21 protein-coding genes are annotated in these 22,848 nt (G+C 72.3%); 7 read left to right on the top strand and 14 right to left on the bottom strand.

The window, feature by feature from the left end; genetic code table 11:
- Positions 1–91: 91 nt before the first annotated feature.
- The 4 genes from ACGFW5_RS03120 to afsQ1 all read right to left on the bottom strand — a co-directional run bounded on the left by ACGFW5_RS03120 (position 92) and on the right by afsQ1 (position 3,681).
- Positions 92–643: a VanZ family protein gene (locus tag ACGFW5_RS03120; protein ID WP_393832416.1), complete on the bottom strand. Its 552-nt coding sequence runs from the start codon at positions 641–643 to the stop codon at positions 92–94.
- 191 nt (positions 644–834) lie between these two features.
- Complete coding sequence (locus ACGFW5_RS03125; protein WP_393832417.1) at positions 835–1,461, bottom strand: hypothetical protein; 627 nt, start codon at positions 1,459–1,461, stop codon at positions 835–837.
- A complete protein-coding gene (locus ACGFW5_RS03130) occupies positions 1,458–2,963 on the bottom strand; it encodes an ATP-binding protein (RefSeq protein ID WP_393832418.1) in 1,506 nt (501 codons plus the stop codon). The genes ACGFW5_RS03125 and ACGFW5_RS03130 overlap by 4 nt, the downstream gene beginning before the upstream one ends.
- 40 nt (positions 2,964–3,003) lie before the next feature.
- The gene (gene afsQ1, locus ACGFW5_RS03135; protein ID WP_189762146.1) at positions 3,004–3,681 is read right to left on the bottom strand and encodes a two-component system response regulator AfsQ1; all 678 of its coding nucleotides are present in this window, start codon (positions 3,679–3,681) and stop codon (positions 3,004–3,006) included.
- Positions 3,682–3,872: 191 nt separating this feature from the next.
- Between afsQ1 and ACGFW5_RS03140 the strand changes: the two genes are divergently transcribed.
- Positions 3,873–4,655, top strand: a complete 783-nt coding sequence (locus ACGFW5_RS03140) for a SigE family RNA polymerase sigma factor (protein WP_393832419.1) — start codon at positions 3,873–3,875, stop codon at positions 4,653–4,655.
- Positions 4,656–4,777: 122 nt separating this feature from the next.
- Here ACGFW5_RS03140 and ACGFW5_RS03145 read toward each other — a convergent pair whose 3' ends face one another.
- Positions 4,778–5,473, bottom strand: a complete 696-nt coding sequence (locus tag ACGFW5_RS03145) for a uridine kinase (protein ID WP_393832420.1) — start codon at positions 5,471–5,473, stop codon at positions 4,778–4,780.
- 68 nt (positions 5,474–5,541) lie between these two features.
- Between ACGFW5_RS03145 and ACGFW5_RS03150 the strand changes: the two genes are divergently transcribed.
- A complete protein-coding gene (locus ACGFW5_RS03150) occupies positions 5,542–5,952 on the top strand; it encodes a hypothetical protein (protein ID WP_393832421.1) in 411 nt (136 codons plus the stop codon).
- Positions 5,953–6,137: 185 nt separating this feature from the next.
- On the opposite strand, the gene ACGFW5_RS03155 is transcribed toward ACGFW5_RS03150, so the two are convergent.
- The 3 genes from ACGFW5_RS03155 to deoC are packed head-to-tail and all read right to left on the bottom strand — an operon-like array spanning position 6,138 to position 9,437.
- Positions 6,138–7,031 carry an aldehyde dehydrogenase family protein gene (locus ACGFW5_RS03155; RefSeq protein ID WP_393832422.1) on the bottom strand — a complete coding sequence of 298 codons (894 nt, stop codon included), beginning with the start codon at positions 7,029–7,031 and terminating at the stop codon, positions 6,138–6,140.
- Positions 7,024–8,475 carry an aldehyde dehydrogenase family protein gene (locus ACGFW5_RS03160; protein ID WP_393832423.1) on the bottom strand — a complete coding sequence of 484 codons (1,452 nt, stop codon included), beginning with the start codon at positions 8,473–8,475 and terminating at the stop codon, positions 7,024–7,026. The genes ACGFW5_RS03155 and ACGFW5_RS03160 overlap by 8 nt, the downstream gene beginning before the upstream one ends.
- A gap of 5 nt (positions 8,476–8,480) precedes the next feature.
- Positions 8,481–9,437 carry a deoxyribose-phosphate aldolase gene (gene deoC / locus ACGFW5_RS03165; RefSeq protein ID WP_393832722.1) on the bottom strand — a complete coding sequence of 319 codons (957 nt, stop codon included), beginning with the start codon at positions 9,435–9,437 and terminating at the stop codon, positions 8,481–8,483.
- A 250-nt stretch (positions 9,438–9,687) separates the two neighbouring features.
- Between deoC and ACGFW5_RS03170 the strand changes: the two genes are divergently transcribed.
- The 3 genes from ACGFW5_RS03170 to ACGFW5_RS03180 are packed head-to-tail and all read left to right on the top strand — an operon-like array spanning position 9,688 to position 12,190.
- On the top strand, positions 9,688–10,833 hold the full coding sequence (locus tag ACGFW5_RS03170; RefSeq protein ID WP_393832424.1) for a hypothetical protein: 1,146 nt from the start codon (positions 9,688–9,690) through the stop codon (positions 10,831–10,833).
- A gap of 56 nt (positions 10,834–10,889) precedes the next feature.
- Positions 10,890–11,516 (top strand): class F sortase, encoded by a 627-nt coding sequence (locus ACGFW5_RS03175; protein ID WP_393832425.1) that lies wholly within the window; start codon positions 10,890–10,892, stop codon positions 11,514–11,516.
- A gap of 38 nt (positions 11,517–11,554) precedes the next feature.
- A complete protein-coding gene (locus ACGFW5_RS03180; RefSeq protein ID WP_393832426.1) occupies positions 11,555–12,190 on the top strand; it encodes a PH domain-containing protein in 636 nt (211 codons plus the stop codon).
- A 6-nt stretch (positions 12,191–12,196) separates the two neighbouring features.
- On the opposite strand, the gene ACGFW5_RS03185 is transcribed toward ACGFW5_RS03180, so the two are convergent.
- From ACGFW5_RS03185 to ACGFW5_RS03200, 4 genes are all read right to left on the bottom strand, one after another.
- Positions 12,197–13,420 (bottom strand): hypothetical protein, encoded by a 1,224-nt coding sequence (locus ACGFW5_RS03185; RefSeq protein WP_393832427.1) that lies wholly within the window; start codon positions 13,418–13,420, stop codon positions 12,197–12,199.
- 200 nt (positions 13,421–13,620) lie between these two features.
- On the bottom strand, positions 13,621–15,255 hold the full coding sequence (locus ACGFW5_RS03190; protein WP_393832428.1) for a phospho-sugar mutase: 1,635 nt from the start codon (positions 15,253–15,255) through the stop codon (positions 13,621–13,623).
- A 48-nt stretch (positions 15,256–15,303) separates the two neighbouring features.
- Entirely contained in the window at positions 15,304–16,128 is an 825-nt protein-coding gene (locus tag ACGFW5_RS03195; RefSeq protein ID WP_393832429.1) for a purine-nucleoside phosphorylase, read from the bottom strand.
- Positions 16,129–16,349: 221 nt separating this feature from the next.
- Positions 16,350–16,787 carry a gamma-glutamylcyclotransferase gene (locus ACGFW5_RS03200; RefSeq protein WP_053728283.1) on the bottom strand — a complete coding sequence of 146 codons (438 nt, stop codon included), beginning with the start codon at positions 16,785–16,787 and terminating at the stop codon, positions 16,350–16,352.
- 224 nt (positions 16,788–17,011) lie between these two features.
- Here ACGFW5_RS03200 and ACGFW5_RS03205 point away from each other — a divergent pair, with 224 nt between their 5' ends.
- Together ACGFW5_RS03205 and ACGFW5_RS03210 are read left to right on the top strand one after the other, a co-directional pair.
- Positions 17,012–18,451: an NAD(P)H-quinone dehydrogenase gene (locus tag ACGFW5_RS03205; RefSeq protein WP_393832430.1), complete on the top strand. Its 1,440-nt coding sequence runs from the start codon at positions 17,012–17,014 to the stop codon at positions 18,449–18,451.
- Positions 18,452–18,663: 212 nt separating this feature from the next.
- The gene (locus tag ACGFW5_RS03210) at positions 18,664–19,623 is read left to right on the top strand and encodes a DeoR/GlpR family DNA-binding transcription regulator (protein WP_393832431.1); all 960 of its coding nucleotides are present in this window, start codon (positions 18,664–18,666) and stop codon (positions 19,621–19,623) included.
- Between the two features lie 14 nt (positions 19,624–19,637).
- Here the strand turns inward: ACGFW5_RS03210 and ACGFW5_RS03215 are convergent, their stop codons facing one another.
- Both ACGFW5_RS03215 and ACGFW5_RS03220 read right to left on the bottom strand, forming a co-directional pair.
- Complete coding sequence (locus tag ACGFW5_RS03215; protein WP_393832432.1) at positions 19,638–20,216, bottom strand: TetR/AcrR family transcriptional regulator; 579 nt, start codon at positions 20,214–20,216, stop codon at positions 19,638–19,640.
- Positions 20,217–20,848: 632 nt separating this feature from the next.
- Entirely contained in the window at positions 20,849–22,603 is a 1,755-nt protein-coding gene (locus ACGFW5_RS03220; protein ID WP_393832433.1) for an acetyl/propionyl/methylcrotonyl-CoA carboxylase subunit alpha, read from the bottom strand.
- Between the last annotated feature and the right edge of the window lie 245 nt (positions 22,604–22,848).

Consider the following 22,848-nt stretch of genomic DNA (forward strand, 5'->3'; position numbering starts at 1 on the left):
AGGCTCCTTCGGGAGCTGGAGGGGAGCCGCTTCTTCATGGGCTCCCCGCGATGTATCCATGGTCCCGCCGGACGCCGCGCGCGACGTCGGGCTACGGGGCGATCCCGACCCTGGGAATCGTCGGGGTACGTCCCTGAGGGGAGTCCTCCCGAAGGACGGGCGGGTGGCTCTCGCGCTGGTTCCTGCGACGGATGGTGCGGCGGCCCGCAGGCACCACCGCGAGGTGGGCGAGCGCGACGCCCGCGGTGTTCAGGAGCAGCGAGTCCACATCGGGCACCCGCCCGGGCACGGACGTCTGGAGCAGGGCTATGCCGAGCGAGATCAGCGCCCCGGCGAGGACGGTGCGCACCAGGGAGGCGAACGGGGAGACCCGGAGCCGGCCCCCGGCCAGGGGAAGCAGTATCCCCAGCGGGGCGAGCAGCAGCAGACCGGCGCCGATCTGGTGGGCGGCCTCCAGGGGGCCGAGCGCGAGGTCGGCCTTGATGCCGGCGAGCGGCGTCAGATTGGTCGCGGTCACCCACATCACGTCGCGCGGCCGCAGCGAGACCCACGCCACGAGCAGCAGATGCGCGAGGAGGAGCACGCCGCCCACCACGCGGAACCGGATGACGGCGCTGCCGTCCTGACCATGACGCTGCTGCACGCTCCCCAAGACGCGGGCCGCGGCGGGAACGGTTCCGCCGTACCCAGGTGATTCCGCCGACCGCCGCCGAGCCGCCCCGCCCCCGAGCCGGACGGGCCCCCGAGCCCGGCGGACCCGGACAGCGGACCCGGACAGCGGACCCGGACAGGGCCTGTCCGCGGGCCCGGTGCGCGGGGCGGCCCGGCCCGGACCTACGCGGACCGGCTGGGCCGGGGGATCTCGCCGAGCGTGGCCGCGGTGTCCGGGCGCGACTTCATCTCGGAGGTGCAGGTGTAGCCCCGGGCCGGGGCCTCGCCGGGCCCGCCGAGCAGCACCTGCTGGGTGCCGGGCGCCGCCGGGGTGTTCTCCGCGAACGTGCACACCACCTGCGACAGCGCGAGGGCCGACAGGTCCTCCGGCTCGCGGCTCAGCCGCAGGGCGCCCGCGGGATCGTGCGCGCGGGCCGCCGTGACGGTGAGCGGGCCCTTGACCTCCGTGGCGTACCCGGCGTCCTTCTCGGCGCCCGACGGCTGGACGACGAGCTCGTCGAGCAGCGCCTGCGCGAACCGGATCCGGTCGGTGGCGCCCTTGCTCTCCGGGATGCGTACCGAACGCTCGGCCGTGACGAGCTGGGCGCCGCACACCAGATAGACCTGGACGGTGACGCCCTCGAACTGCGGAGTCACCGCGTTCTGCGGCACCGTGCACGCCACCCGGGACGGGGCCGGCCCCCCGTCGACGGGAACGGACGTGGGACGGATGCCGCAGCCGGTGGCGGCGGCGCCCAGCGCGAGCAGCCCGGCCAGCGCGACGGCTGTCCGGCGACGAAGTCCTCTCACTGCGCCGCGTCTCCTTCCGGCGTCTCGGGGTCGGCGGGCGGTGTGGCGTCCCGGGGCAGCCGCAGCACGAACACGGCGCCGCCATCGGGCGAGTTGGCGACGCTGATGTCGCCGCCGTGGATGTGGGCGTTCTCCATCGCGATGGACAGCCCGAGCCCGCTGCCTTCCGAGCGCGGCCGTGAGGCGCTGGCCTTGTAGAACCGGTCGAAGACGTGCGGCAGTACGTCCTCGGGGATGCCGGGCCCGTGGTCGCGCACCGCGATCACCAGCTCCTCGCCCTCGACGCGGACCGAGACCCGCACCGGGGAGCCGCCGTGCTTGAGGGCGTTGCCGATCAGGTTGGCGAGCACGACGTCCAGGCGGCGCGGGTCGAGGCGGGCCATGATGCCGCGCTCGGCGTCCAGTTCGACGGCGTCCAGCCAGGCCCTGGTGTCGATGCAGGCGGTGATCTGGTCGGCGATGTCCACGTCGTCAAGGACCAGGCGTGCGGTGCCCGCGTCGAAGCGGGTGACCTCCATCAGGTTCTCGACCAGGATGTTCAGGCGCCGGGTCTCGGAGACCACCAGCCGCACGGCGGGCGCGATCATCGGGTCGAGTGTGTCCTCCTCGTCCTCAAGGACCTCGGCGACGGCGGTCAGCGCGGTCAGCGGCGTACGCAGCTCGTGCGACATGTCGGCGACGAAGCGGCGGCTCGCCTCCTCGCGCGCGCTCATGTCGGTGACCTTCTTCTCCAACGACTCGGCCGTCCGGTTGAACGTCCGTGACAGTTCGGCCAGTTCGTCCGTGCCGGACACCCGCAGCCGGGTGTCCAGCTTGCCCTCGCCGAGCCTGCGCGCCGCGTCCCCGAGCCGCTGCACCGGCCGCAGCACGGTGGTGGCGGCCGCCTGCGCCAGCAGCGCCGACGCGAGCAGCGCGAGGAAGGTGGCGATGCCGAGCGACCAGGCGAGCGAGTTGAGGTCGCGCCGCTCCTGGTCGAGCGGGGCCAGCATGTAGCCCGTCGGCCCGGCGCCGATGACCTTCGTGCCGCCCACCAGGAAGGGACGGCCGTGCAGGGTGATCCGCTGCCAGAACAGGTGGTAGGCGTAGGCGTTGGTCTGGGTGACCTTCTGCTTCTTGGCGACCGCCTCCTGGAGCGAGACGGGCACGTCGTCGAGCGTGAAGTCGTCCAGGTCGGACGCGCCCACGATCGGCTTGCCGGGGGCGCGCTCGGCCATGAGCAGCACGTTGTAACGGGAGTTGGAGCCGTCCGCCATCTGCTGGGCGGCCACCTGGAGGTCGCGCTCGGAGGGCTGCAACGGCAGCGAGGCGGCCCGGTTCTGCATGCCCTGGCGGAAGTCGTTGAGCGCCGAGTCCTGCGTACGGACCAGTACGGCCTCGCGGTTGAGCCAGTAGGCGATGCCGGACGCGGAGACGGCGGCGGTCAGCGCGACGAGCGCGAACACGACGACGAGCCGCAGACGCAGACTGGTCCAGCGCAGACCGGCGAGTACAGCTCGCTTCACTTGCCCTGCTTCTCGGGGGTACGGGGAGGGTGCGACAGGTTCACGACGGGGTGTCCAGGCGGTAGCCCACACCGCGGACCGTACGGATCAGCGTCGGCGAGGACGGCACGTCCTCGACCTTGGCCCGCAGCCGCTGCACACAGGCGTCGACCAGCCGGGAGTCACCGAGGTAGTCGTGCTCCCACACCAGCCTGAGCAGCTGCTGACGGGAGAGTGCCTGCCCGGGGCGGCGGCTCAGTTCGAGCAGCAACCGCAGCTCGGTGGGCGTGAGTTGAAGGTCCTCGCCGTTCTTGGTGACGGTCATCGCGGCCCGGTCGATCACCACGCTGCCGAACGCCGCCGAGTCCGTCGCCTCACGTTCGCCGCGGCGCAGCACCGCCCGGATCCGGGCGTCGAGCACCCGCCCCTGGACCGGCTTGACGACATAGTCGTCGGCGCCCGACTCCAGGCCGACCACCACGTCGATGTCGTCGTTGCGCGCGGTCAGCAGGATGATCGGCAGCTGGTCGGTGCGCCGGATACGGCGGCACACCTCGAAACCGTCGATCCCGGGCAGCATGACGTCCAGCACGATCAGGTCCGGCCGCTGCTCGCGCAGCAGTTTCAGACCGTCTTCTCCCGTCGCCGCGGTGGCCACACGGTGGCCCTGACGGGACAGGGAGAGCTCAAGGGCCGTACGGATGGCGTCGTCGTCCTCGATCAGCAACAGGAAAGGCACGGAGGTCATTCTGGCTCATGGGGGACAGGAGCACGACCCCCGTCCGGCCTCGGGAGCGCACCGGTGTGCGACAGGGCCGCTGTGACAGGCCCGTGACACTTGGCGGACAACCCCATGAAACTGCCCGGGCAGGCTCTTCCTCGTAACCAAGCACGCCGATGAAACAGACTCCACCCGACGGGGGGCGCGAGATGAAAGCACTGCACAGCACCAACTCCAGCGCAGTTGTGACGCGTCTCCACGACGTCGTACGGAGCACCGAGAAGTCCGGCGCCGCGAGCATGCGGGGGTGCGCTCGCGGCACCGGACGTCCTCACCCGTCATCCGCACAGCAGGGTCTGTCGCCCTACATGACGGTGGTGGACGGCCCCGCGGTTCCGGCCGCGGGAAACAATCCGCAGGGGAGCGGGGAGGCGGCGTACCGGGAGGCCGCGGGGGAGCGGACGAACCTGTCGGAGGCGGAGTTCACCGCCTACGTACAGGAACGCCGCGCCTCCCTGTACGCCACCGCCTACCACCTGACCGGCGACCGCTTCGAGGCGGAGGACCTGCTCCAGAGCGCGTTGTTCTCCACCTACCGGGCGTGGGACCGCATCAGCGACAAGGCGGCGGTCGGCGGCTATCTGCGCCGGACCATGACCAATCTGCACATCAGCGCCTGGCGGCGGCGCAAGCTCAACGAGTACCCGACCGAGGAACTGCCCGAGACGGCCGGTGACACGGACGCGATGCGCGGCACCGAACTGCGCGCGGTGCTCTGGCAGGCGCTGGCCCGCCTGCCCGAACCGCAGCGCACGATGCTGGTCCTGCGCTACTACGAGGGCCGTACGGACCCGGAGATCGCGGACATACTCAACATCAGTGTCGGCACGGTGAAGTCCAGCATCTGGCGCTCGTTGCGCCGGCTGCGTGAGGACGACGTCCTCAGCTTCGGCCGTGACGAGGAGGAGTCCTTCGGCGAGCTGGTGGCCTGAAGGTCTGGGGGAGGGGAAACGGGGGTCCACGGGGGGACACGGGACCCACGGGGGGAGCGGCGGGGCCATTGGCCCCGCCGCTTCGTTGTGCGCGGAAGTTCCCGCGGGGTGCGGTCGGTCGGTTACGCGGCGGCGGCGGTGCGGGAGCGGCCCGCCGCAGCGCCCGCGATGCGGCCGAGCGCCTCCTGGCCGGCGCAGGGGTGCGCGCCGAGCGCCGTCTGGCGCGCCACGATCGCGCGTTCGGCCCGCATCAGCCGCCAGCCCCGGCGCAGCAGGAACGCCACCGACTTGCGGCCCTCGCGCAGATCGCGCAGCAGCCGCCGGCGGAAGGTCGTGGAGGGCCGGCCGCGCAGGCAGATCGCGTCCGCGAGCACGCCGAGTTCCTGACAGCGCGCCACGATGTCGGCGGCGAAGATGCCCTCCGCGATGAACAGCGGGGTGCGGTCGACGGCCAGCGTGGTCGTGCCGGTGATCGAGCTCGTCGCGATCGAGTAGACGGGCACCGCCGTGCGTCCGGTGCGGCACAGCTCGGTGATGGCATTCACCGCGGCGTCGGCGTCCCACGACAGCGGCGAGTCCCAGTCGATGTCCGAACTGCCCGCCACCAGCGGCAGCGTCGGGTCGTCCGCTTCTTTGTAGAAGTCGTCGAGGCGCAGTACCGGAAGGTCCGTGCGGGCGGCGAGGGACGACTTGCCGGAGCCGGAGGGCCCCGAGAGAAGGACGACGCGCGTCGCCACGGCAGAAGAGCTCACGGGACACCAGTGTGGGCCATGCACCCGGGAGTGGGACCCCTCGGGGAGGGCGTTGGTATCGAGCATCACATCTCAACTACGCTTCGCGATCGCGCCATTACACGCCATTACGTACGAGAGTGAGTGGGAACCCCATGGGACATCACGAGGCCCCCAGCCCCGCCAGGGCCCGGCGGCGCCGGGCGCTGCTGCGCGCCGGGCTCACCGTCACCGCCGCGGGCGCGGCCCTCGCAGGGGCGGGTCAGGCCGCCCAGGCCGCAACGGCTCCCACGCCCGCCGCGGGACGGAGCGCGATGGCGAACGACCTCACGGCGGCCGCACAGGGGCTGACCGGGTCGGTCGGTCACGCTGTCGGGCCCGTGGCGGGGCTGCGGCTCGACCCGCTGGCCAACACCGGCGTCGACCCGCTGACCAACGGGGTGGGCACCCAGGTCGCCGACTTCAAGCCGGTGTCGACGACCGCCGCGACGGGCGTGCTGACCAGCGGCGCCGCCCTCAAGGACCTCCCGGTCGTGGGCGAGGCCACCGGCGCGCTGTCGAGCTGACGCACACGCCGGGGCCCCGCCGTCACGGAAGGTGGACGGCGGGGCCCCGGTGCGCGTGGTCCTCGTGTGCGCTCAGCGCGTGCTCGGCGCCTGCCCGTACGTGCTCGGCGCGTGGCCCCGTACGTGCTCGGCGCGTGGCCCCGTACGTACGCGGCGCGTGGCCCCGTACGTACGCGGCGCGTGGCTCAGTACGCGGAGCCCGACGCGCCCAGCGAACCCGTCGGGTGCCAGACCGTCTTGGTTTCGAGGAACGCGGTGAGGCGGTCCGTGCCGGGGTCGGCAAGGAAGTCCACCGACCGGGGGCGCAGCACCCGCTTGAGGTTGTCGGCCGCCGCGATCTCCAGGTCGCGCGCCAACTCGGCGCCCGCGCCCGTCAGGTCGATCGCGTTGACGTCCTGGTGCGCGGCGAGCGGCGCCGCGATCTCGGCGGTCCTCCCGGACAGGATGTTGACGACACCGCCCGGCAGGTCGGAGGTGGCCAGCACCTCGCCCAGCGAGAGCGCCGGGAGCGGCGCCTTCTCGGAGGCGATGACGACCGCGGTGTTGCCGGTCGCGATGACCGGCGCGATCACCGAGACCAGGCCGAGGAACGACGAGTCCTGGGGGGCCAGGACCGTCACGACACCGGTCGGCTCGGGCGTGGAGAGGTTGAAGAACGGGCCCGCGACCGGGTTGGCCCCGCCCACGACCTGGGCGATCTTGTCGGTCCAGCCCGCGTACCAGACCCAGCGGTCGATGGCCGCGTCCACGATCGCGGCGGCCTTGGACTTGGACAGTCCCTCGGCGTCGGCGACCTCGTGCACGAACTGGCCCCTGCGGCCCTCCAGCATCTCGGCGATGCGGTAGAGGATCTGGCCCCGGTTGTACGCGGTCGCGCCGGACCAGCCGCCGAACGCCTTGCGGGCCGCGACGACCGCGTCCCGCGCGTCCTTGCGGGAGGAGAGCGGCGCGTTGGCCAGCCACTTGCCCTTGCTGTCGACCACTTCGTACACCCGGCCGCTCTCGGAACGCGGGAACTTCCCGCCCACGTACAGCTTGTAGGTCTTGAAGACGCTCAGCCGCGTCGCAGACTCAGACATCGAGGTAGCCCTCCAGGCCGTGCCGGCCGCCCTCGCGGCCGAAGCCCGACTCCTTGTAGCCGCCGAACGGCGAGGTCGGGTCGAACTTGTTGAACGTGTTGGCCCACACCACACCGGCCCGGAGCTTGCCCGCGACCGCGAGGATGCGCGAGCCCTTCTCCGTCCAGATGCCGGCCGAGAGCCCGTACTGGGTGTTGTTGGCCTTGGCGACGGCCTCGTCCGGGGTGCGGAAGCTCAGCACCGAAAGGACCGGGCCGAAGATCTCGTCGCGGGCGATGGTGTGCGCCTGGGTGACGTTGGTGAACAGCGTCGGGGCGAACCAGTAGCCGGCCGACGGCAGTTCGCACGGCGCGGTCCAGCGCTCGGCGCCCTCCGCCTCGCCGGTCTCGGTGAGCGCGGTGATCCGGGCCAGCTGCTCGGCGGAGTTGATGGCGCCGATGTCGGTGTTCTTGTCCAGCGGGTCGCCGAGGCGCAGCGTGGTCAGGCGGCGCTTGAGCGAGTCGAGCAGCTCGTCCTGGATCGACTCCTGGACGAGCAGGCGCGAGCCCGCGCAGCAGACCTGGCCCTGGTTGAAGAAGATGCCGGTGACGATGCCCTCGACGGCCTGGTCGATGGGGGCGTCGTCGAAGACGATGTTGGCGCCCTTGCCGCCCAGCTCAAGGGTGACCTTCTTGGAGGTGCCGGCCACCGAGCGGGCGATGGCCTTGCCGACGTTGGTCGAGCCGGTGAAGGCGACCTTGTTCACGTCCGGGTGCTCGACCAGGGCCGCGCCCGCGTCGCCGTATCCGGTCAGGATGTTGACGACGCCCTTGGGCAGGCCCGCCTGGCGGCAGATGTCCGCGAAGAACAGCGCGGAGAGCGGGGTGGTCTCGGCGGGCTTCAGGACGACCGTGTTGCCGGTGGCGAGCGCCGGGGCGATCTTCCAGGCCAGCATCAGGAGCGGGAAGTTCCACGGGATGACCTGGCCGGCCACGCCCAGCGGGCGCGGGTTGGCACCGAACCCGGCGTGGTCCAGCTTGTCGGCCCAGCCCGCGTAGTAGAAGAAGTGCGCGGCGACCAGGGGGAGGTCCGCGTCGCGGGTCTCCTTGATCGGCTTGCCGTTGTCCAGGGTCTCAAGGACGGCCAGCTCGCGGCTGCGCTCCTGGATGATCCGGGCGATGCGGAACAGGTACTTGGCGCGCTCCGAGCCGGGCAGCGCCGACCACGTCACGAACGCCCTGCGCGCGGCCTTCACCGCGCGGTCCACGTCCTCGGCGCCGGCGCGGGCGACCTCGGACAGGACCTCCTCGGTGGACGGCGAGACGGTCTTGAAGACCTGGCCGTCGGCGGCCTCGGTGAACTCGCCGTCGATGAACAGGCCGTAGGACGGCGCGATGTCGACGACCGAGCGGGACTCGGGAGCGGGCGCGTACGCGAACGCGGCCGCCTTGTTTTCCATGGTCATGGTGATCAGTCCACCGTCACGTAGTCGGGGCCGGAGTAACGGCCGGTCGCCAGCTTCTGACGCTGCATCAGGAGGTCGTTGAGCAGCGAGGAGGCGCCGAAGCGGAACCAGCGGTTGTCCAGCCAGTCACCGCCCACCGTCTCGTTGACCAGGACCAGGAACTTGATGGCTTCCTTGGTGTTGCGGATGCCACCGGCCGGCTTCACGCCGACCTGCGTCCCAATCTGGGCGCGGAAGTCGCGTACGGCTTCGAGCAGGACGAGGGTGTTGGCGGGGGTGGCGTTGACCGCGACCTTGCCCGTCGACGTCTTGATGAAGTCGGCGCCGGCCATCATGCCGAGCCAGCTGGCGCGGCGGATGTTGTCGTACGTCGACAGCTCGCCGGTCTCGAAGATGACCTTGAGGCGGGCCTTGTCGGCGCACTCGGCGCGGACGGCCGCGATCTCCTCGTAGACCTTGAGGTAGTGACCGGCGAGGAACGCGCCCCGGTCGATCACCATGTCGATCTCGTCGGCGCCGGCCGCGATCGCGTCCCGTACGTCGGCGAGCTTGACCGCCAGTGCGGCGCGGCCCGCCGGGAAGGCGGTGGCGACGGACGCGACCTTGACGTCCGAGCCCTTCAGCACCTCCTTGGCGGTCGCCACCATGTCCGGATACACACAGACGGCGGCGGTGTGCGGGGCGGAGCGGTCGGTCGGGTCGGGGTTGACGGCCTTGGCGGCGAGCGCCCGGACCTTGCCCGGGGTGTCCGCGCCTTCCAGCGTCGTCAGGTCGATCATCGAAATGGCCAGGTCGATGGCGTACGCCTTGGCCGAGGTCTTGATCGAGCGGGTGCCGAGGGACGCGGCACGCGCTTCCAGGCCCACCGGGTCGATGCCGGGGAGCCCGTGGAGGAAGCGACGCAGCGCGCCGTCGGACGCGGTCGCGTCGGCGAGGGCAGCAGAAGGTGCATTGGTGGGCATGGTCACCAGATGAGCATATCTACGCGCGTAGCTTCCTGTACAGCCCCCGAGGTGCAGGTGGGTGGGGGTGAGCTCGGTCACGGGCTCCGTCACATGCCTGTGACACGGAGCGGACCCTTCTCGGACACGTGATCCATAGATTTCTTCTCGCAGCCCCGCCCAGCCTCGACGGCCCCACCCGGCAGAGGAGGCGGCATGCGACCTCCTCTCTTCCTCCGGCCGCTCGGCCGCCTGCTTCACGGAGTCGTTCATGTCGACCTACAGCCGCATCGCCCTGCGCGCCGCGACCGCCACCGCCGTCCTCGCCGGCGCCCTTCTCGTACCGGCCGCCGCCTTCGCCGCCTCCGGCCCGTGCCAGGTCACCGAGCAGGTCCCCTCCGTGCTGGGCGGCATGTCCGTCTCGCTCACCAGCGACCCGGCGACCGGCCCGATCGCGGTGCTGAGGGACGCCAAGGGCGGCGCCGTCGCCACCGTGGACCGGGCCCACCCCACCGACCTGGCCGACGGCATCAAGATCGAGGAGTCCAAGGACGGCAAGGCCGTCTTCTTCCAGCGGAGCCAGGGCGGCGACACCGCCTGGCAGCCGCACCCCTTCCCGGCGCTGCCCGCGACCTGCACCGACCCGAGCGCCACCCCGTACAAGCTGGTCAACGGCGAAACGCTCACCGTGACCAAGTCCGCGCAGGGTCACTACCGCGCCGACTCGCTCGCCGGCGGCACGATCGTCAAGGTCATGGAAACGCAGGGCGACGGCGTCGACGTCGACGCCTACCTGCACGGCGTGCACGTGACCCTCGACGCCAAGACGGGCGTGGTCGACTCGGAGTACGTCGACGGGCGCTTCGGCTGCACCGTCACCGAGGTCGTGCCCAGCGTCTTTCGCGACGGGCTCTCGGTGAAGCTCACCAACAGTCCCGAAGGCGCGAAGGCGGCCCTGCGCAACAGCGCCCTCAAGGTGATCGCCACCGTGGACCGCGCCCACCCCGTCAGCGGCGAGGGCGGCATGCGCCTCGACGGTGTGAACACCGCGACCCCCAGGCTCGGCCAGGCCACCCAGGGCGGCGGGACCGCGTACGCCTACACCGACTTCCCGAAGCTCCCGGCCGGCTGCGCGAGCGGGGCCGCCGCCAAGACGTCGACGCAGACCTCGACGCAGACCCCGAACGGGACTTCGACCCAGACCTCGACCCAGGCCTCGGCGAAGACCCCGGTCAACTCCCCTGTCCAGAACGGCGGTCAGACCACCGTGGTGCCCAAGGGCGCCGTCGCGGCCGGAGCCGAGATCGAGCAGGGCGGCAGCGACCACGGCATGCTGCTCGCGGGCGGGGCGGCCCTCGCCGCTGCCGGCGGGGCCGGGTTCGTGGTGCTGCGCCGCCGCGCTGCCGCCCGCAGCTGATCATCCTGGGCGGGCCGCCGGTGGGGGCCCGCCCTTCTCCCGTTCCCGGAGTCCTCATGTCCCGTACCCGCGTGGCCCGTTCGGCGGCCGTCGCTCTCTTCGTCATCGCCGTCGGCGCCTCGGCCACCGGCTGCGGTTCGAGCGCGCCCAAGGCCGCCACCCCGCCCCCGAACATCGTCTCCTCCAGCGCCGCGCCCAGCGCCCCCGCCACACCCGGGGCCGTGGCCGCGCTGCCCGCCTCCAAGCCGGTGCGGGTACGGATCCCGGCGGCCGGGGTCGACGCGAGCCCGGTCCTCGACCTCGGGCTCGCGGCCGACGGCACCGTCGAGGTGCCCTCCGTCGCCGACGCCGGCCGGATCGGCTGGTACGACAAGGGGGTCACGCCGGGCCAGAAGGGGCCCGCCGTCCTCATCGGGCACTTCGACACGGTCGAGGGACCCGCCGTCCTGAAGAACGTCTCCAAGGTCAAGGTGGGCGACAGCATCTCGGTCGTCCGCGCCGACGGCAGGACCGCCGAGTTCAGGGTCCGCGCGCTCGAACAGGTCGACAAGAAGACGTTCCCGACGCAGAAGGTGTACGGCGACACCGACCGTCCCGAGCTGCGGATCATCACCTGCGGCGGCGATCTGGTCGGCGGCCACCGGCCCGACAACATCATCGTGTACGCGGATCTGGTGGGCTGAGGAGGACCGGCCAGGGGGGTGTGAGGCAGAATCGGGCCATGACCAGCCCCACGCCGTCCGCAGAGCCGGCCTACGCCGACCGGACCTACCGTTCGTCCGCCGGTATCGCAGGCGGCGCGCTGCTGCTCGCACTGACCCTCTGGCTCGGCATCGACGCGGTGTTCCAGGGCCACGGCAACGCGCCCTGGCTCGCGCTCGCCATGCTGCTGTGCGTGGTGCCGCTGATCGTGGCCTTCAGCCTGCGCCCCGCGGTGTTCGCGAGCGCCGACCGGCTCCTGGTGCGCAATCCGTTCCGCACGATCACGCTGCCCTGGGCCTGCGTCGCCGACGTACGGGCCGGGTATTCGAGCGAGGCCATCGACCGGTCGAACCACAAGTACCAGCTGTGGGCGATCCCGGTGTCGCTGCGCCGGCGCAAGCGGGCCGCCCGGGTCCAGGCCCGGGACGCGGCGGTGGGCGGACGCTCCGGCCTTTCGGTGACCGCCGACGTGACCGACGACAAGGCGCGAATCGCGCCGGCCGACCAGTCCGTCCGGGATCTGCGCGACCTCGCGGAACAGGGCGCGACGCGGGAGAGCGCGCAGGGCGCCGTGAGCATCCGCTGGGCGTACGAGGTCATCGCGCCCGCGCTCGTCGGGGCGCTCCTGTTCTTCGTCCTGCTCGCCATCGGCTGACCGCGCTCACGGCGGTCCTGGCCACACCAGCAGCATGTAGGAGCCCAGCCACGCCGACGACAGCGTGGCCGCGCCCAGCACGAGGAGCGCCGTCGTGCGCCGGGCCCGGGCCAGCGCGAGCGCGAGCGGAAGCAGCAGCGGGAAGCCGGGAACCAAAAAGCGGGCCCGCGGGAAGTAGACGCCGCCGCTGCCGAGCACGACCAGGAGCAGGGCGCCCGTGAACACCAGCAGCACCAGCGGCTGGCGGTCGGCGAGGCAGAGCAGGTACAGCGCGCCGGACGCGATCAGGACCAGGGTGACCAGGACCAGGAAGAGCGGCGGCCGCGTGGCGTACACGAGGATCCCGCGCATGTCGCGCAGGGTGCCGACGCCGCCGTCCCACTGGTTGTCCCAGCGCTTCTGCACCGCGAAGTAGCCGTCCCAGCGCCCGACCCGCAGCCCCACCCAGGCCACATAGGCGCACCAGCCGAGCGGTGCGAGCAGGGCGCCGAGCACCGGGCGCCACGCCGGCTTCCGGACGCGTACGAGGGCGACGAGCGCGGCCAGCGAGACCGCGGCCGCCAGCGCGACGCCGGTGGGCCGGGTCAGACCCGCGAGCGCCGCGAGCGAGCCCGCCACGACCCAGCGCCGGGTCAGCACGCAGTACAGCGCCCACGCCGTCAGCGCGGTGAACAGCGACTCGGTGTAGCCCATCCACTGGACCGCCCCGACCGGCAGCGCGCCCCACAGCACCGTCAGGACGGTGCCCGTACGGCGGCCGTGGAGGCGGTCGCCGACCGCGAACACCCCGCACGCGGCGATCAGCGAGCACCCGACGGCGAGCAGCAGCCCGACGCCGGCCCGAGAGCCCGGCGTGACGGCGGCGACCGCCTTCACCAGGGCCGGGTACAGCGGGAAGAAGGCGAGGTTGCTCGGCTCGTCGGGGTCCGGCGGGAGCACATAGCCGTGGTTCGCGATGCCGAGGTACCAGTTGGAGTCCCAGGACGTGGCGAGCACCGGCCACAGGCCGTGGTGGCGGACGTGCGCCCACTTCGCCAGGACGAGCACGCCGAACAGGCGCACCGCCAGGTAGCCGAGCAGCGCGGGTCCCGCGTGACGAAGGGCGGTGCGGGCCCGCTCCCGGACCGGCGGCCGGCGTCCCGCGCCGCGCGGGGCCGGGTCGCGGCGGGCGGCGGGGACGGGGCGGCGGCGGCCCGTGGCGGTCGCTGGGGGCGGCGCGGTCGGGGGCACTGCGACGGCTCCTTGGCTCGGGCGCGGCGGGAAAGAGTACGGGTCACCCTTTCTCGCAAGTCCCCGCCGCATGCGGACCGCTGCGTCAACTGCCGTACGTAATCACCCGAAAGCAGGACCGGGGCGGTGGTCGCTTGACCACCGCCCCGGCTGTCGTTCCGGTTGTCCCGCCCGTGTACGCCGCTTGGGTACGCCGCCCGTCAGATGCCGGCGGCCGCCGCGAGGTCCTTCTTGATGCCGGCCAGGAGCTCGGCGCCCCTGGCGCGCGCGGCGTCCAGCCCGGCGGCCGACGCGACCGGCACGACGACCTCCAGGTAGCACTTGAGCTTGGGCTCGGTGCCGCTCGGGCGCACGATCACCCGGGCGCCCTCCAGGTAGTAGCGCAGACCGTCGGTGGGCGGCAGGTGCTCGGTGCCCTCCGTCAGGTCCTCGGCCTTCGTCACCGCGAGCCCGGCGAGCGAGACCGGCGGCTGCTCGCGCAGGCGCGCCATCGCGTCCGAGATGATCGTCAGGTCCTCCACGCGGACCGACAGCTGGTCGGTGGCGTGCAGGCCGTGCGCGAGGGCCAGGTCGTCCAGCAGGTCCAGGACCGTGCGGCCCTGCTCCTTGAGGACGGAGGCCAGCTCGGCGACCACCAGGGCGGCGGTGATGCCGTCCTTGTCGCGCACGCCCTCGGGGTCGACGCAGTAACCCAGCGCCTCCTCGTAGCCGTAGCGCAGCCCGTCCACGCGGGCGATCCACTTGAATCCGGTCAGCGTCTCCTCGTAGCCGAGCCCCGCGGCCGCGGCGATGCGGCCGAGCAGCGAGGACGACACGATCGACTCGGCGAACACGCCGGTCACGCCCTTGGTGACGAGGTGGGCGGCGAGCAGCGCGCCGACCTCGTCGCCGCGCAGCATCCGCCACTGGCCGTCGCGGTCCTTGACGGCGGCCGCGCAGCGGTCGGCGTCCGGGTCGTTGGCGATGATGATGTCCGGGTTCGCGCGGCGGGCCGTGGCGAACGCCAGGTCCATCGCGCCCGGCTCCTCCGGGTTGGGGAAGGCCACCGTCGGGAACGCCGGGTCGGGCTCGGCCTGTTCGGCCACCAGCACCGGCTCGGGGAAGCCGGCCCGCGCGAACGCGGCGAGCAGCACGTCCTTGCCGACGCCGTGCATCGCCGTGTAGACGACGTTCGCGGTGCGCGGCGACCCGGGGGTCAACACCGTGTCCGTACGCGCCAGATAGGCGTCAAGGACCTCGTCGCCCAGCACCTCCCAGCCGCTCTCGGGGCGCGGTACGTCGTGCAGCGAGGCGACGGCGTCGATCGCGGCGGCGATCTCCGCGTCGGCCGGCGGCACGATCTGCGAGCCGTCGCCGAGGTACACCTTGTAGCCGTTGTCGCGCGGCGGGTTGTGGCTCGCCGTCACCTCGACGCCGGCGACGGCGCCCAAGTGCCTTATGGCGTAGGCCAGTACGGGCGTCGGCAGCGGCCGCGGGAGCAGGGCCGCGCGCAGACCGGCGCCGACCATGACGGCCGCGGTGTCCCGGGCGAAGTCCGCGGACTTGTAGCGGGCGTCGTAGCCGATGACGACGAGCCCGTCGCCCTGCCCCTGGGCCTTCAGGTACGCGGCGAGTCCGGCGGCGGCGCGGATGACCACCGAGCGGTTCATCCGCATCGGGCCCGCCCCCAGCTCGCCGCGGAGCCCGGCGGTGCCGAACTGGAGCGTGCCGGCGAAGCGCACGGCCAGTTCCGCGGCGTCCGCGCTCTCGATGAGCTTGGCCAGCTCCTCGCGCGTCTCGCTGTCGGGGTCCTCGGCCAGCCAGGCCTGGGCCCGCGCGATCAGGTCCTGCGTCACGTTGTCAGCCTTTCGGGGAGGGGCTTTCGGGGAGGGCGTGCGAAGCGATCAGATGCGGTCGAGTACCCGGGTGAGCAGCTCGCCCATGCGCGCCGCCGAGTCGCGGCCCGCCTGAAGCACCTCTTCGTGGTTGAGCGGCTCGCCGGTCAGACCGGCGGCGAGGTTGGTGACCAGCGAGATCCCGAGGACCTCCGCGCCGGCCTCACGGGCGGCGATGGCTTCGAGCACGGTGGACATGCCGACGAGGTCGCCGCCGAGCACGCGGACCATGTTGATCTCGGCAGGGGTCTCGTAGTGCGGGCCGGGGAACTGCACGTAGACGCCCTCTTCAAGCGTCTCGTCGACCTCCTTGCACAGCGCGCGCAGGCGCGGCGAGTACAGGTCGGTGAGGTCCACGAAGTTGGCGCCGATGATCGGCGAGGTGGCCGTCAGGTTGATGTGGTCGCTGATGAGGACCGGCTGGCCGGGGCGCATGCCGTCGCGCAGACCGCCGCAGCCGTTGGTCAGGACGACGGTCTTGCAGCCGGCGGCGACGGCGGTGCGCACGCCGTGCGCGACGGAGGCGACGCCGCGGCCCTCGTAGAAGTGCGTACGGCCGAGGAAGACCAGGACGCGCTTGGCGCCGATCTTGTACGAGCGGATCTTGCCGCCGTGGCCCTCGACGGCCGGCGCCGGGAAGCCGGGCAGCTCGGTCACGGGGAACTCGGCCTCGGGGGCGCCGAGGGCGTCGACGGCCGGGGCCCAGCCGGAGCCCATCACCAGGGCGACGTCGTGGGTCTCGGCGCCGGTGAGCTCGCGCAGGCGCGCGGCGGCGGCGTCGGCCGCGGAGTGGGGGTCGTCCTGGAGCAGGTCCGGGGTGGCAGATGCGTTCACTGGGTCTCTCGCCTCGCGAAGGAACGTCGTCCCGCCCGGTGTCTGTCCGGCCGGGTCCGAGGGGTTTTCCCCCGGTAAAGAAGAAGTACGCGCACGAGCGTAACCGCTGAAGTCCTACGCGCGTAGATGTGCAGGATAACGGACCTGCCGATTCCGTTTGTGGTTTCGTACGAAAGCCGGCTCACCCGGCGCCGCCGGGCGCCCCTGACCTGGGGCCGGGCTCAGCAGGGGCGCTTGCGCAGCTCCATCACGTAGTCGTGCGGCGCGCCCGCGGACTCGGCCGCGTCGGCCAGCTCGCCCAGGTAGCGCGCCGAGGGCAGTCCGCCCTCGTACCCGTTCAGGACGTACAGCCAGGCCGCGTCCTCGCCGTCGAGCGTGTGCACGCGCACCCGCATCCGGCGGTAGATGTCGAGCCCGACACCCTCCCACCGGTCCATCGACTCCTCGTCGAGCGGCGCGATGTCGTACAGGGCGACGAAGACCTGCGAGCGGGGGGCCTCGACGATCGTCGCGAGGGCGCCCTCCCAGCCCATCTGCTCCCCGCCGAACGTCAGGCGCCAGCCGTTGAGCCAGCCGGTGCCGCGCAGCGGAGAGTGCGGGGCGCGGCGGGTCATCAGCCGCGGATCCAGGTTGCCGGCGTACGCGGCGTAGAGCGACATGGTGTCGAGGGTACGACAGTGGCCCGCGGGGGCACTTCGCGCGGGCCGTCCGTGCCGGGGCCCCGGGGGAATCCGCCACGACGGCCGAATGGCGCCCCCGGGGCGAAGGCACTTGAAGCGTGCGGGACAATGAGGTACGTACTGCGTTCCCCCGGGGCCCCGCCCCGGACCCCCGGCCGGGCGGGCAGGCAGGCCGGGATCGACACTACGAGGCGGACTTTTTCGTGACGCGGATCGTGATCATCGGTGGCGGACCGGGCGGATACGAGGCGGCCCTGGTGGGCGCCCAGCTCGGCGCGGAGGTGACCGTCGTGGACTGCGACGGTCTGGGCGGGGCGTCGGTGCTCACCGACTGCGTGCCGTCCAAGACCCTGATCGCGACGGCCGAGGTGATGACCACCTTCGACTCTTCGTACGAGGAGTTGGGCATCCTCGTCGCCGACGACACGCCTCCCGATGAGCAGTCGGCCCGGGTCGTCGGCGTGGACCTCGGCAAGGTCAACCGACGGGTCAAGCGCCTCGCGCTCGCCCAGTCCCACGACATCACCGCCTCCGTGACGCGTGCGGGCGCCCGCGTCATGCGCGGCCGCGGCCGGCTCGCCGGACCCCAGGGCATCGACGGCACCCGCGACGTGATCGTCACGGCCGCCGACGGCACCGAGGAGATGCTGACCTGCGAGGCGGTCCTGATCGCCACCGGCGGCAGCCCCCGCGAGCTGCCCGACGCGCAGCCCGACGGCGAGCGCATCCTCAACTGGACGCAGGTGTACGACCTGGACGAGCTGCCCCAGGAGCTCATCGTGGTCGGCTCCGGCGTCACCGGCGCCGAGTTCGCCGGCGCCTACCAGGCGCTCGGCTCCAAGGTCACCCTCGTCTCCTCCCGCGACCGGGTGCTGCCCGGCGAGGACCCGGACGCGGCCGCCGTCCTTGAGGACGTGTTCCGCCGCCGCGGCATGAACGTCATGGCCCGCTCGCGCGCCGAGTCCGCCAAGCGCGTCGGCGACCGCGTCGAGGTCACGCTCTCCGACGGCCGCGTCATCAGCGGCACGCACTGCCTCATGGCGGTCGGCGCCATCCCCAACACCGCGAACATGGGTCTGGTGGAGTCGGGCGTACGCCTGAAGGAGTCCGGCCACATCTGGACCGACAAGGTCTCGCGCACCTCGGCCCCCGGCGTGTACGCGGCCGGCGACGTGACCGGCATCTTCGCGCTGGCCTCGGTCGCCGCCATGCAGGGCCGCATCGCGATGTACCACTTCCTCGGCGACGCGGTGGCCCCGCTGAACCTGAAGACCGTCTCCTCCAACGTCTTCACCGACCCCGAGATCGCCACCGTCGGCTACACCCAGGCCGACGTGGACGCGGGCAAGATCGACGCCCGGGTCGTCAAGCTCCCGCTGCTTCGCAACCCGCGCGCCAAGATGCAGGGCATCAGGGACGGCTTCGTGAAGATCTTCTGCCGTCCCGGCACCGGCATCATCGTCGGCGGCTGTGTCGTCGCGCCGCGCGCCAGCGAGCTGATCCACCCCATCTCGATCGCGGTCGACAACAACCTGACGGTGGAGCAGATCGCGAAGGCGTTCACCGTGTACCCCTCGCTTTCGGGATCGATCGCCGAAGTGGCACGGCAGCTGCACAGCCGGAAGAAGGCCGGAGAGGCGTAACCGCGCTGATGGGGCGGGGGGTTGGCGAGCGGGGCGCGGGGCCCGATGGGGCGCCCGGTGGACCAGGGCCGCCCCCGGCCCGATGGTCCACCGGACACCCCCTCGGGGGCGCTGCGGGGCATATACCACTCGGCAGCCCCCTTTGAGTGCATCTTCCGTTATTCGGCGCAAACTGCTGAGAACATTCGGCCGCCCAGGTTACTGTCAGTTTCGTGTTCGCTGCAGAACGTCGCCAATTGATCCTCGAAATGGTGCGCGCCAACGGGGCCGTTTCCCTCCGTGAGCTCGCCCGCGTCGTCCAGACCTCCGAAGTGACCGTACGGCGGGACGTGCGGGCGCTGGAGGCCGAAGGACTCCTCGACCGCCGGCACGGCGGTGCGGTGCTGCCGGGCGGTTTCACCCGCGAATCCGGCTTCCCGCAGAAATCCCATCTAGCGACCGCGGAGAAGACGGCCATCGCCGACCTCGCCGCCGGTCTCGTCGAAGAGGGCGAGGCCATCGTGGTCGGCGCGGGGACCACCACGCAGGAGCTGGCCCGCCGGCTCGCGCGCGTCCCCGGCCTGACCGTCGTCACCAACTCCCTGTTGGTGGCCCAGGCGTTGGCACACGCCAACCGGGTCGAGGTCGTCATGACCGGAGGCACCCTGCGCGGCTCCAACTACGCCCTGGTGGGCAGCGGAGCCGAGCAGTCCCTCCAGGGCCTCAGGGTCTCGCGCGCCTTCCTGTCCGGGAGCGGCCTGACCGCCGAGCGCGGCCTGTCCACGTCCAACATGCTCTCCGCGAGCGTGGACCGCGCGCTGGTCCAGGCGGCGGCCGAGGTCGTGGTGCTGGCCGATCACACCAAGCTGGGCACCGACACCATGTTCCAGACGGTGCCGACCGATGTGATCACCCGTCTCGTCACCGACGAACCGCCGGGCCACGACGACCGGGCCGCCACGGAGTTGCAGGCGCTTGCCGACCAAGGGGTGCAGATCGCGGTGGCCGGGGCCTCGGGGGCGGTGGCCGGCGAGGCACCGCCAGGCCGGCCGCCCCGCCGCGACATGCCGCTGCCCGGCCAGCGCCGCACCCACGCGCCCGGTACGGGGCCGCAGTTGCGCAGCGCCGCCGCGATGGGCGAGCCGCAGGCGCCCGGCGACCGGGCACGTGTGGCGGACCTGCGCAGGCGCTGAGCCTGCCGGTCCGCTCAGCCCTTCAGGCCCCGGTAGGTCAGGGCCAGCAGCCGGTCGGCCAGCTCCGGGTCGTCCGGGGACTGTTCGGCCGCCAGCGCGATGGCGTTGGTCAGCTGCATGAGGTCGGCGATGGTGACGTCGGCACGTACGGAACCGGCTTCACGGGCCCGCACGAGCAGGGCGTCACCCGCCTCCCGCATCGGCTCGCTGCACCGGGCAAGGGCCGAACTCGCGTCGCCCGACGCCGACATGAGGGCGCGGGCCAGGCCCCGGTACACCCCCGCGTGCGTGATGATCGCGCGCAGCCACTCGATGAGCGCGGTGCAGGGCTGCTCGGCGGCCAGCAACTCCCTCGACCGGGCGAGGAGTACGTCCACCTCGCTCTGGAAGACCGCGCTCAGCAGGGCGTGCCGGGTGGGGAAGTGCCGGTACAGCGTGCCGATGCCCACGCCGGCCCTGCGGGCCACGTCCTCCAGGGAGGTGTCCGTGCCGCGTTCCGCGAAGGCGGTGCGGGCGGTGTCCAGGAGACGGTCGTGGTTGCGCCGCGCGTCGGCCCGCAGGGGCCGCGCCCCCGTCCCCGATGTGCGGTCCATCCCTCCAGCATGCCACCCCGCCCTGCCGGGGGTGTGGGGGGTGGGAGGTTGTTCGCGGGTGCGGCGCCCTGCCGGGGGGTGCGGGGGGTGGGCGGATGTTCGCGGGTGCGGGCCGTGGGTGGCTGGTCGCAGTTCCCCGCGCCCCCTGGCGGCGTGGTGCGGGTCGGCATGGGCATCTTCAGCCCGTCCGGCGTTTGAGGACGAGCGTCCTTTAGGCGCGATCGGGGTTTGGGGTGGAGCCCCAGGGGTTCGGTTTTCGGCGTGCGGGCCGTGGGCGGCTGGTCGCGCAGTTCCCCGCGCCCCTGTAGGGCACCCGGAATCGCTTCTCGCGGCCACCGCGGCGGAGCCGCGCAATGACACAGTCCCGCGCCCCTAACAAACAGCACTGGTGCAGGGGCCGTGCCGGCCCGCACGGGCGTCCTCAGCCCGTCCGGCGTTTGAGGACGAGCGCCCTTTAGGCGCGACCGGGGTCTGGGGCGGAGCCCCAGGGGCTGGGCTTTGGCGTGCGGGCTGTGGGTGGCTGGTCGCGCAGTTCCCTGCGCCCCTTGGCGGCATGGTGCGGGTCGGCCCTGGAGCGGGGTCTGGGGCGGAGCCCCGGCCTGCTTTCGTGGCCGGGGCTCAGGGGTGGCGGGTCAGTCCTTGATCTCGCAGATCATCGCGCCGGACGACACCGACGCGCCGACCTCCGCCGCAAGCCCCTTCACCGTGCCCGCGCGATGCGCGTTCAGCGGCTGTTCCATCTTCATGGCCTCAAGGACCACCACGAGGTCGCCCTCCTTGACCTCCTGGCCCTCCTCGACCGCCACCTTCACGATCGTGCCCTGCATGGGCGATGCGAGGGTGTCGCCGGAGGCGGCGGAGCCCGCCTTCTTGGCGGCGCGGCGCTTGGGCTTGGCCCCGCCGGCCGCGGCGGTACGCGCGAGCGTCATGCCCAGCGAGGACGGCAGGGAGACCTCAAGACGCTTGCCGCCCACCTCGACGACGACCGTCTCGCGGCCCGGCTCCTCGTCCGTGTCCGCGTCGGCCGTGGCCGTGAACGCCGGGATCTCGTTCACGAACTCCGTCTCGATCCACCGGGTGTGGATGGTGAACGGGTCGGAGGTGAACGCCGGGTCGGCGACGACAGCGCGGTGGAAGGGGATCGCCGTGGCCATGCCCTCCACGTTGAACTCCGCCAGCGCACGCGCCGCCCGCTGGAGGGCCTGCTCGCGGGTCGCGCCCGTCACGATGAGCTTGGCGAGCAGCGAGTCCCAGGCGGGGCCGATGACCGAGCCGGACTCGACGCCCGCGTCGAGGCGTACGCCGGGACCGGACGGCGGCGCGAAGACGGTCACGGTGCCGGGAGCGGGCAGGAAGCCGCGGCCCGGGTCCTCGCCGTTGATGCGGAACTCGAAGGAGTGGCCCCGCATGACCGGGTCGTCGTACCCCAGCTCCTCGCCGTCGGCGATGCGGAACATCTCGCGGACCAGGTCGATGCCGGTGACCTCTTCGGTGACCGGGTGCTCGACCTGGAGACGGGTGTTGACCTCCAGGAAGGAGATCGTGCCGTCGGCGCCGACGAGGAATTCGACGGTGCCCGCGCCGACGTAGCCGGCCTCCTTGAGGATGGCCTTGGACGCGGCGTACAGCTCCGCGTTCTGGGCCTGCGACAGGAACGGCGCCGGGGCCTCCTCGACCAGCTTCTGGTGGCGGCGCTGGAGCGAGCAGTCACGGGTGGAGACCACGACCACGTTGCCGTGGGAGTCCGCGAGGCACTGGGTCTCGACGTGGCGCGGCTTGTCGAGGTAGCGCTCGACGAAGCACTCGCCACGGCCGAAGGCCGCGACGGCCTCACGTACGGCCGAGTCGTAGAGCTCGGGGATCTCTTCGAGGGTGCGGGCGACCTTCAGACCGCGACCGCCACCGCCGAAGGCGGCCTTGATCGCGATGGGCAGCCCGTGTTCCCGGGCGAACGCGACGACCTCGTCCGAGCCCGAGACCGGGTCCGGGGTGCCCGCGACGAGCGGGGCGCCCGCGCGCTGGGCGATGTGACGCGCCGCCACCTTGTCGCCGAGGTCACGGATGGCCTGCGGGGGCGGGCCGATCCAGGTCAGACCCGCGTCGAGCACCGCCTGGGCGAACTCGGCGTTCTCGGAAAGGAATCCGTAACCCGGGTGGACCGCGTCCGCCCCCGAGTCGGCCGCGGCCGCGAGCACCTTGGCGATGTCCAGATAGCTGGCCGCCGGGGTGTCACCGCCCAGGGCGAATGCCTCGTCCGCTGCCCGGACGTGCAACGCGTCCCGGTCCGGATCGGCGTAGACGGCTACGCTCGCGATTCCGGCATCCCGGCAGGCCCGGGCAACACGGACAGCGATTTCGCCTCGGTTGGCGATGAGCACCTTGCGCACGATGGCTCCCTCCTTGAAACAAGCTGAGTTTAGGGAAGCCGCACACTGGCTTACGACCCGTCCCCAATGGTGAGCTTGCCCACACGGAGTGTGATTCGAGGCACGCTCGAGTCGCGAAATCCCTTGTCGCACCACGGTACGCCGGGCTCCCGTACCGCACAGTAGCGGTGGGGTGTGGTCAAGGTCTCTGTCTCGGGCCCCAGCAGGTCCGTGCGTTTCTTTGTCGGGTCCCTACGAACGGCCGC

Origin of the sequence: Streptomyces sp. NPDC048416 (genome assembly GCF_043200435.1) — a bacterium.
Taxonomy (GTDB): domain Bacteria; phylum Actinomycetota; class Actinomycetes; order Streptomycetales; family Streptomycetaceae; genus Streptomyces.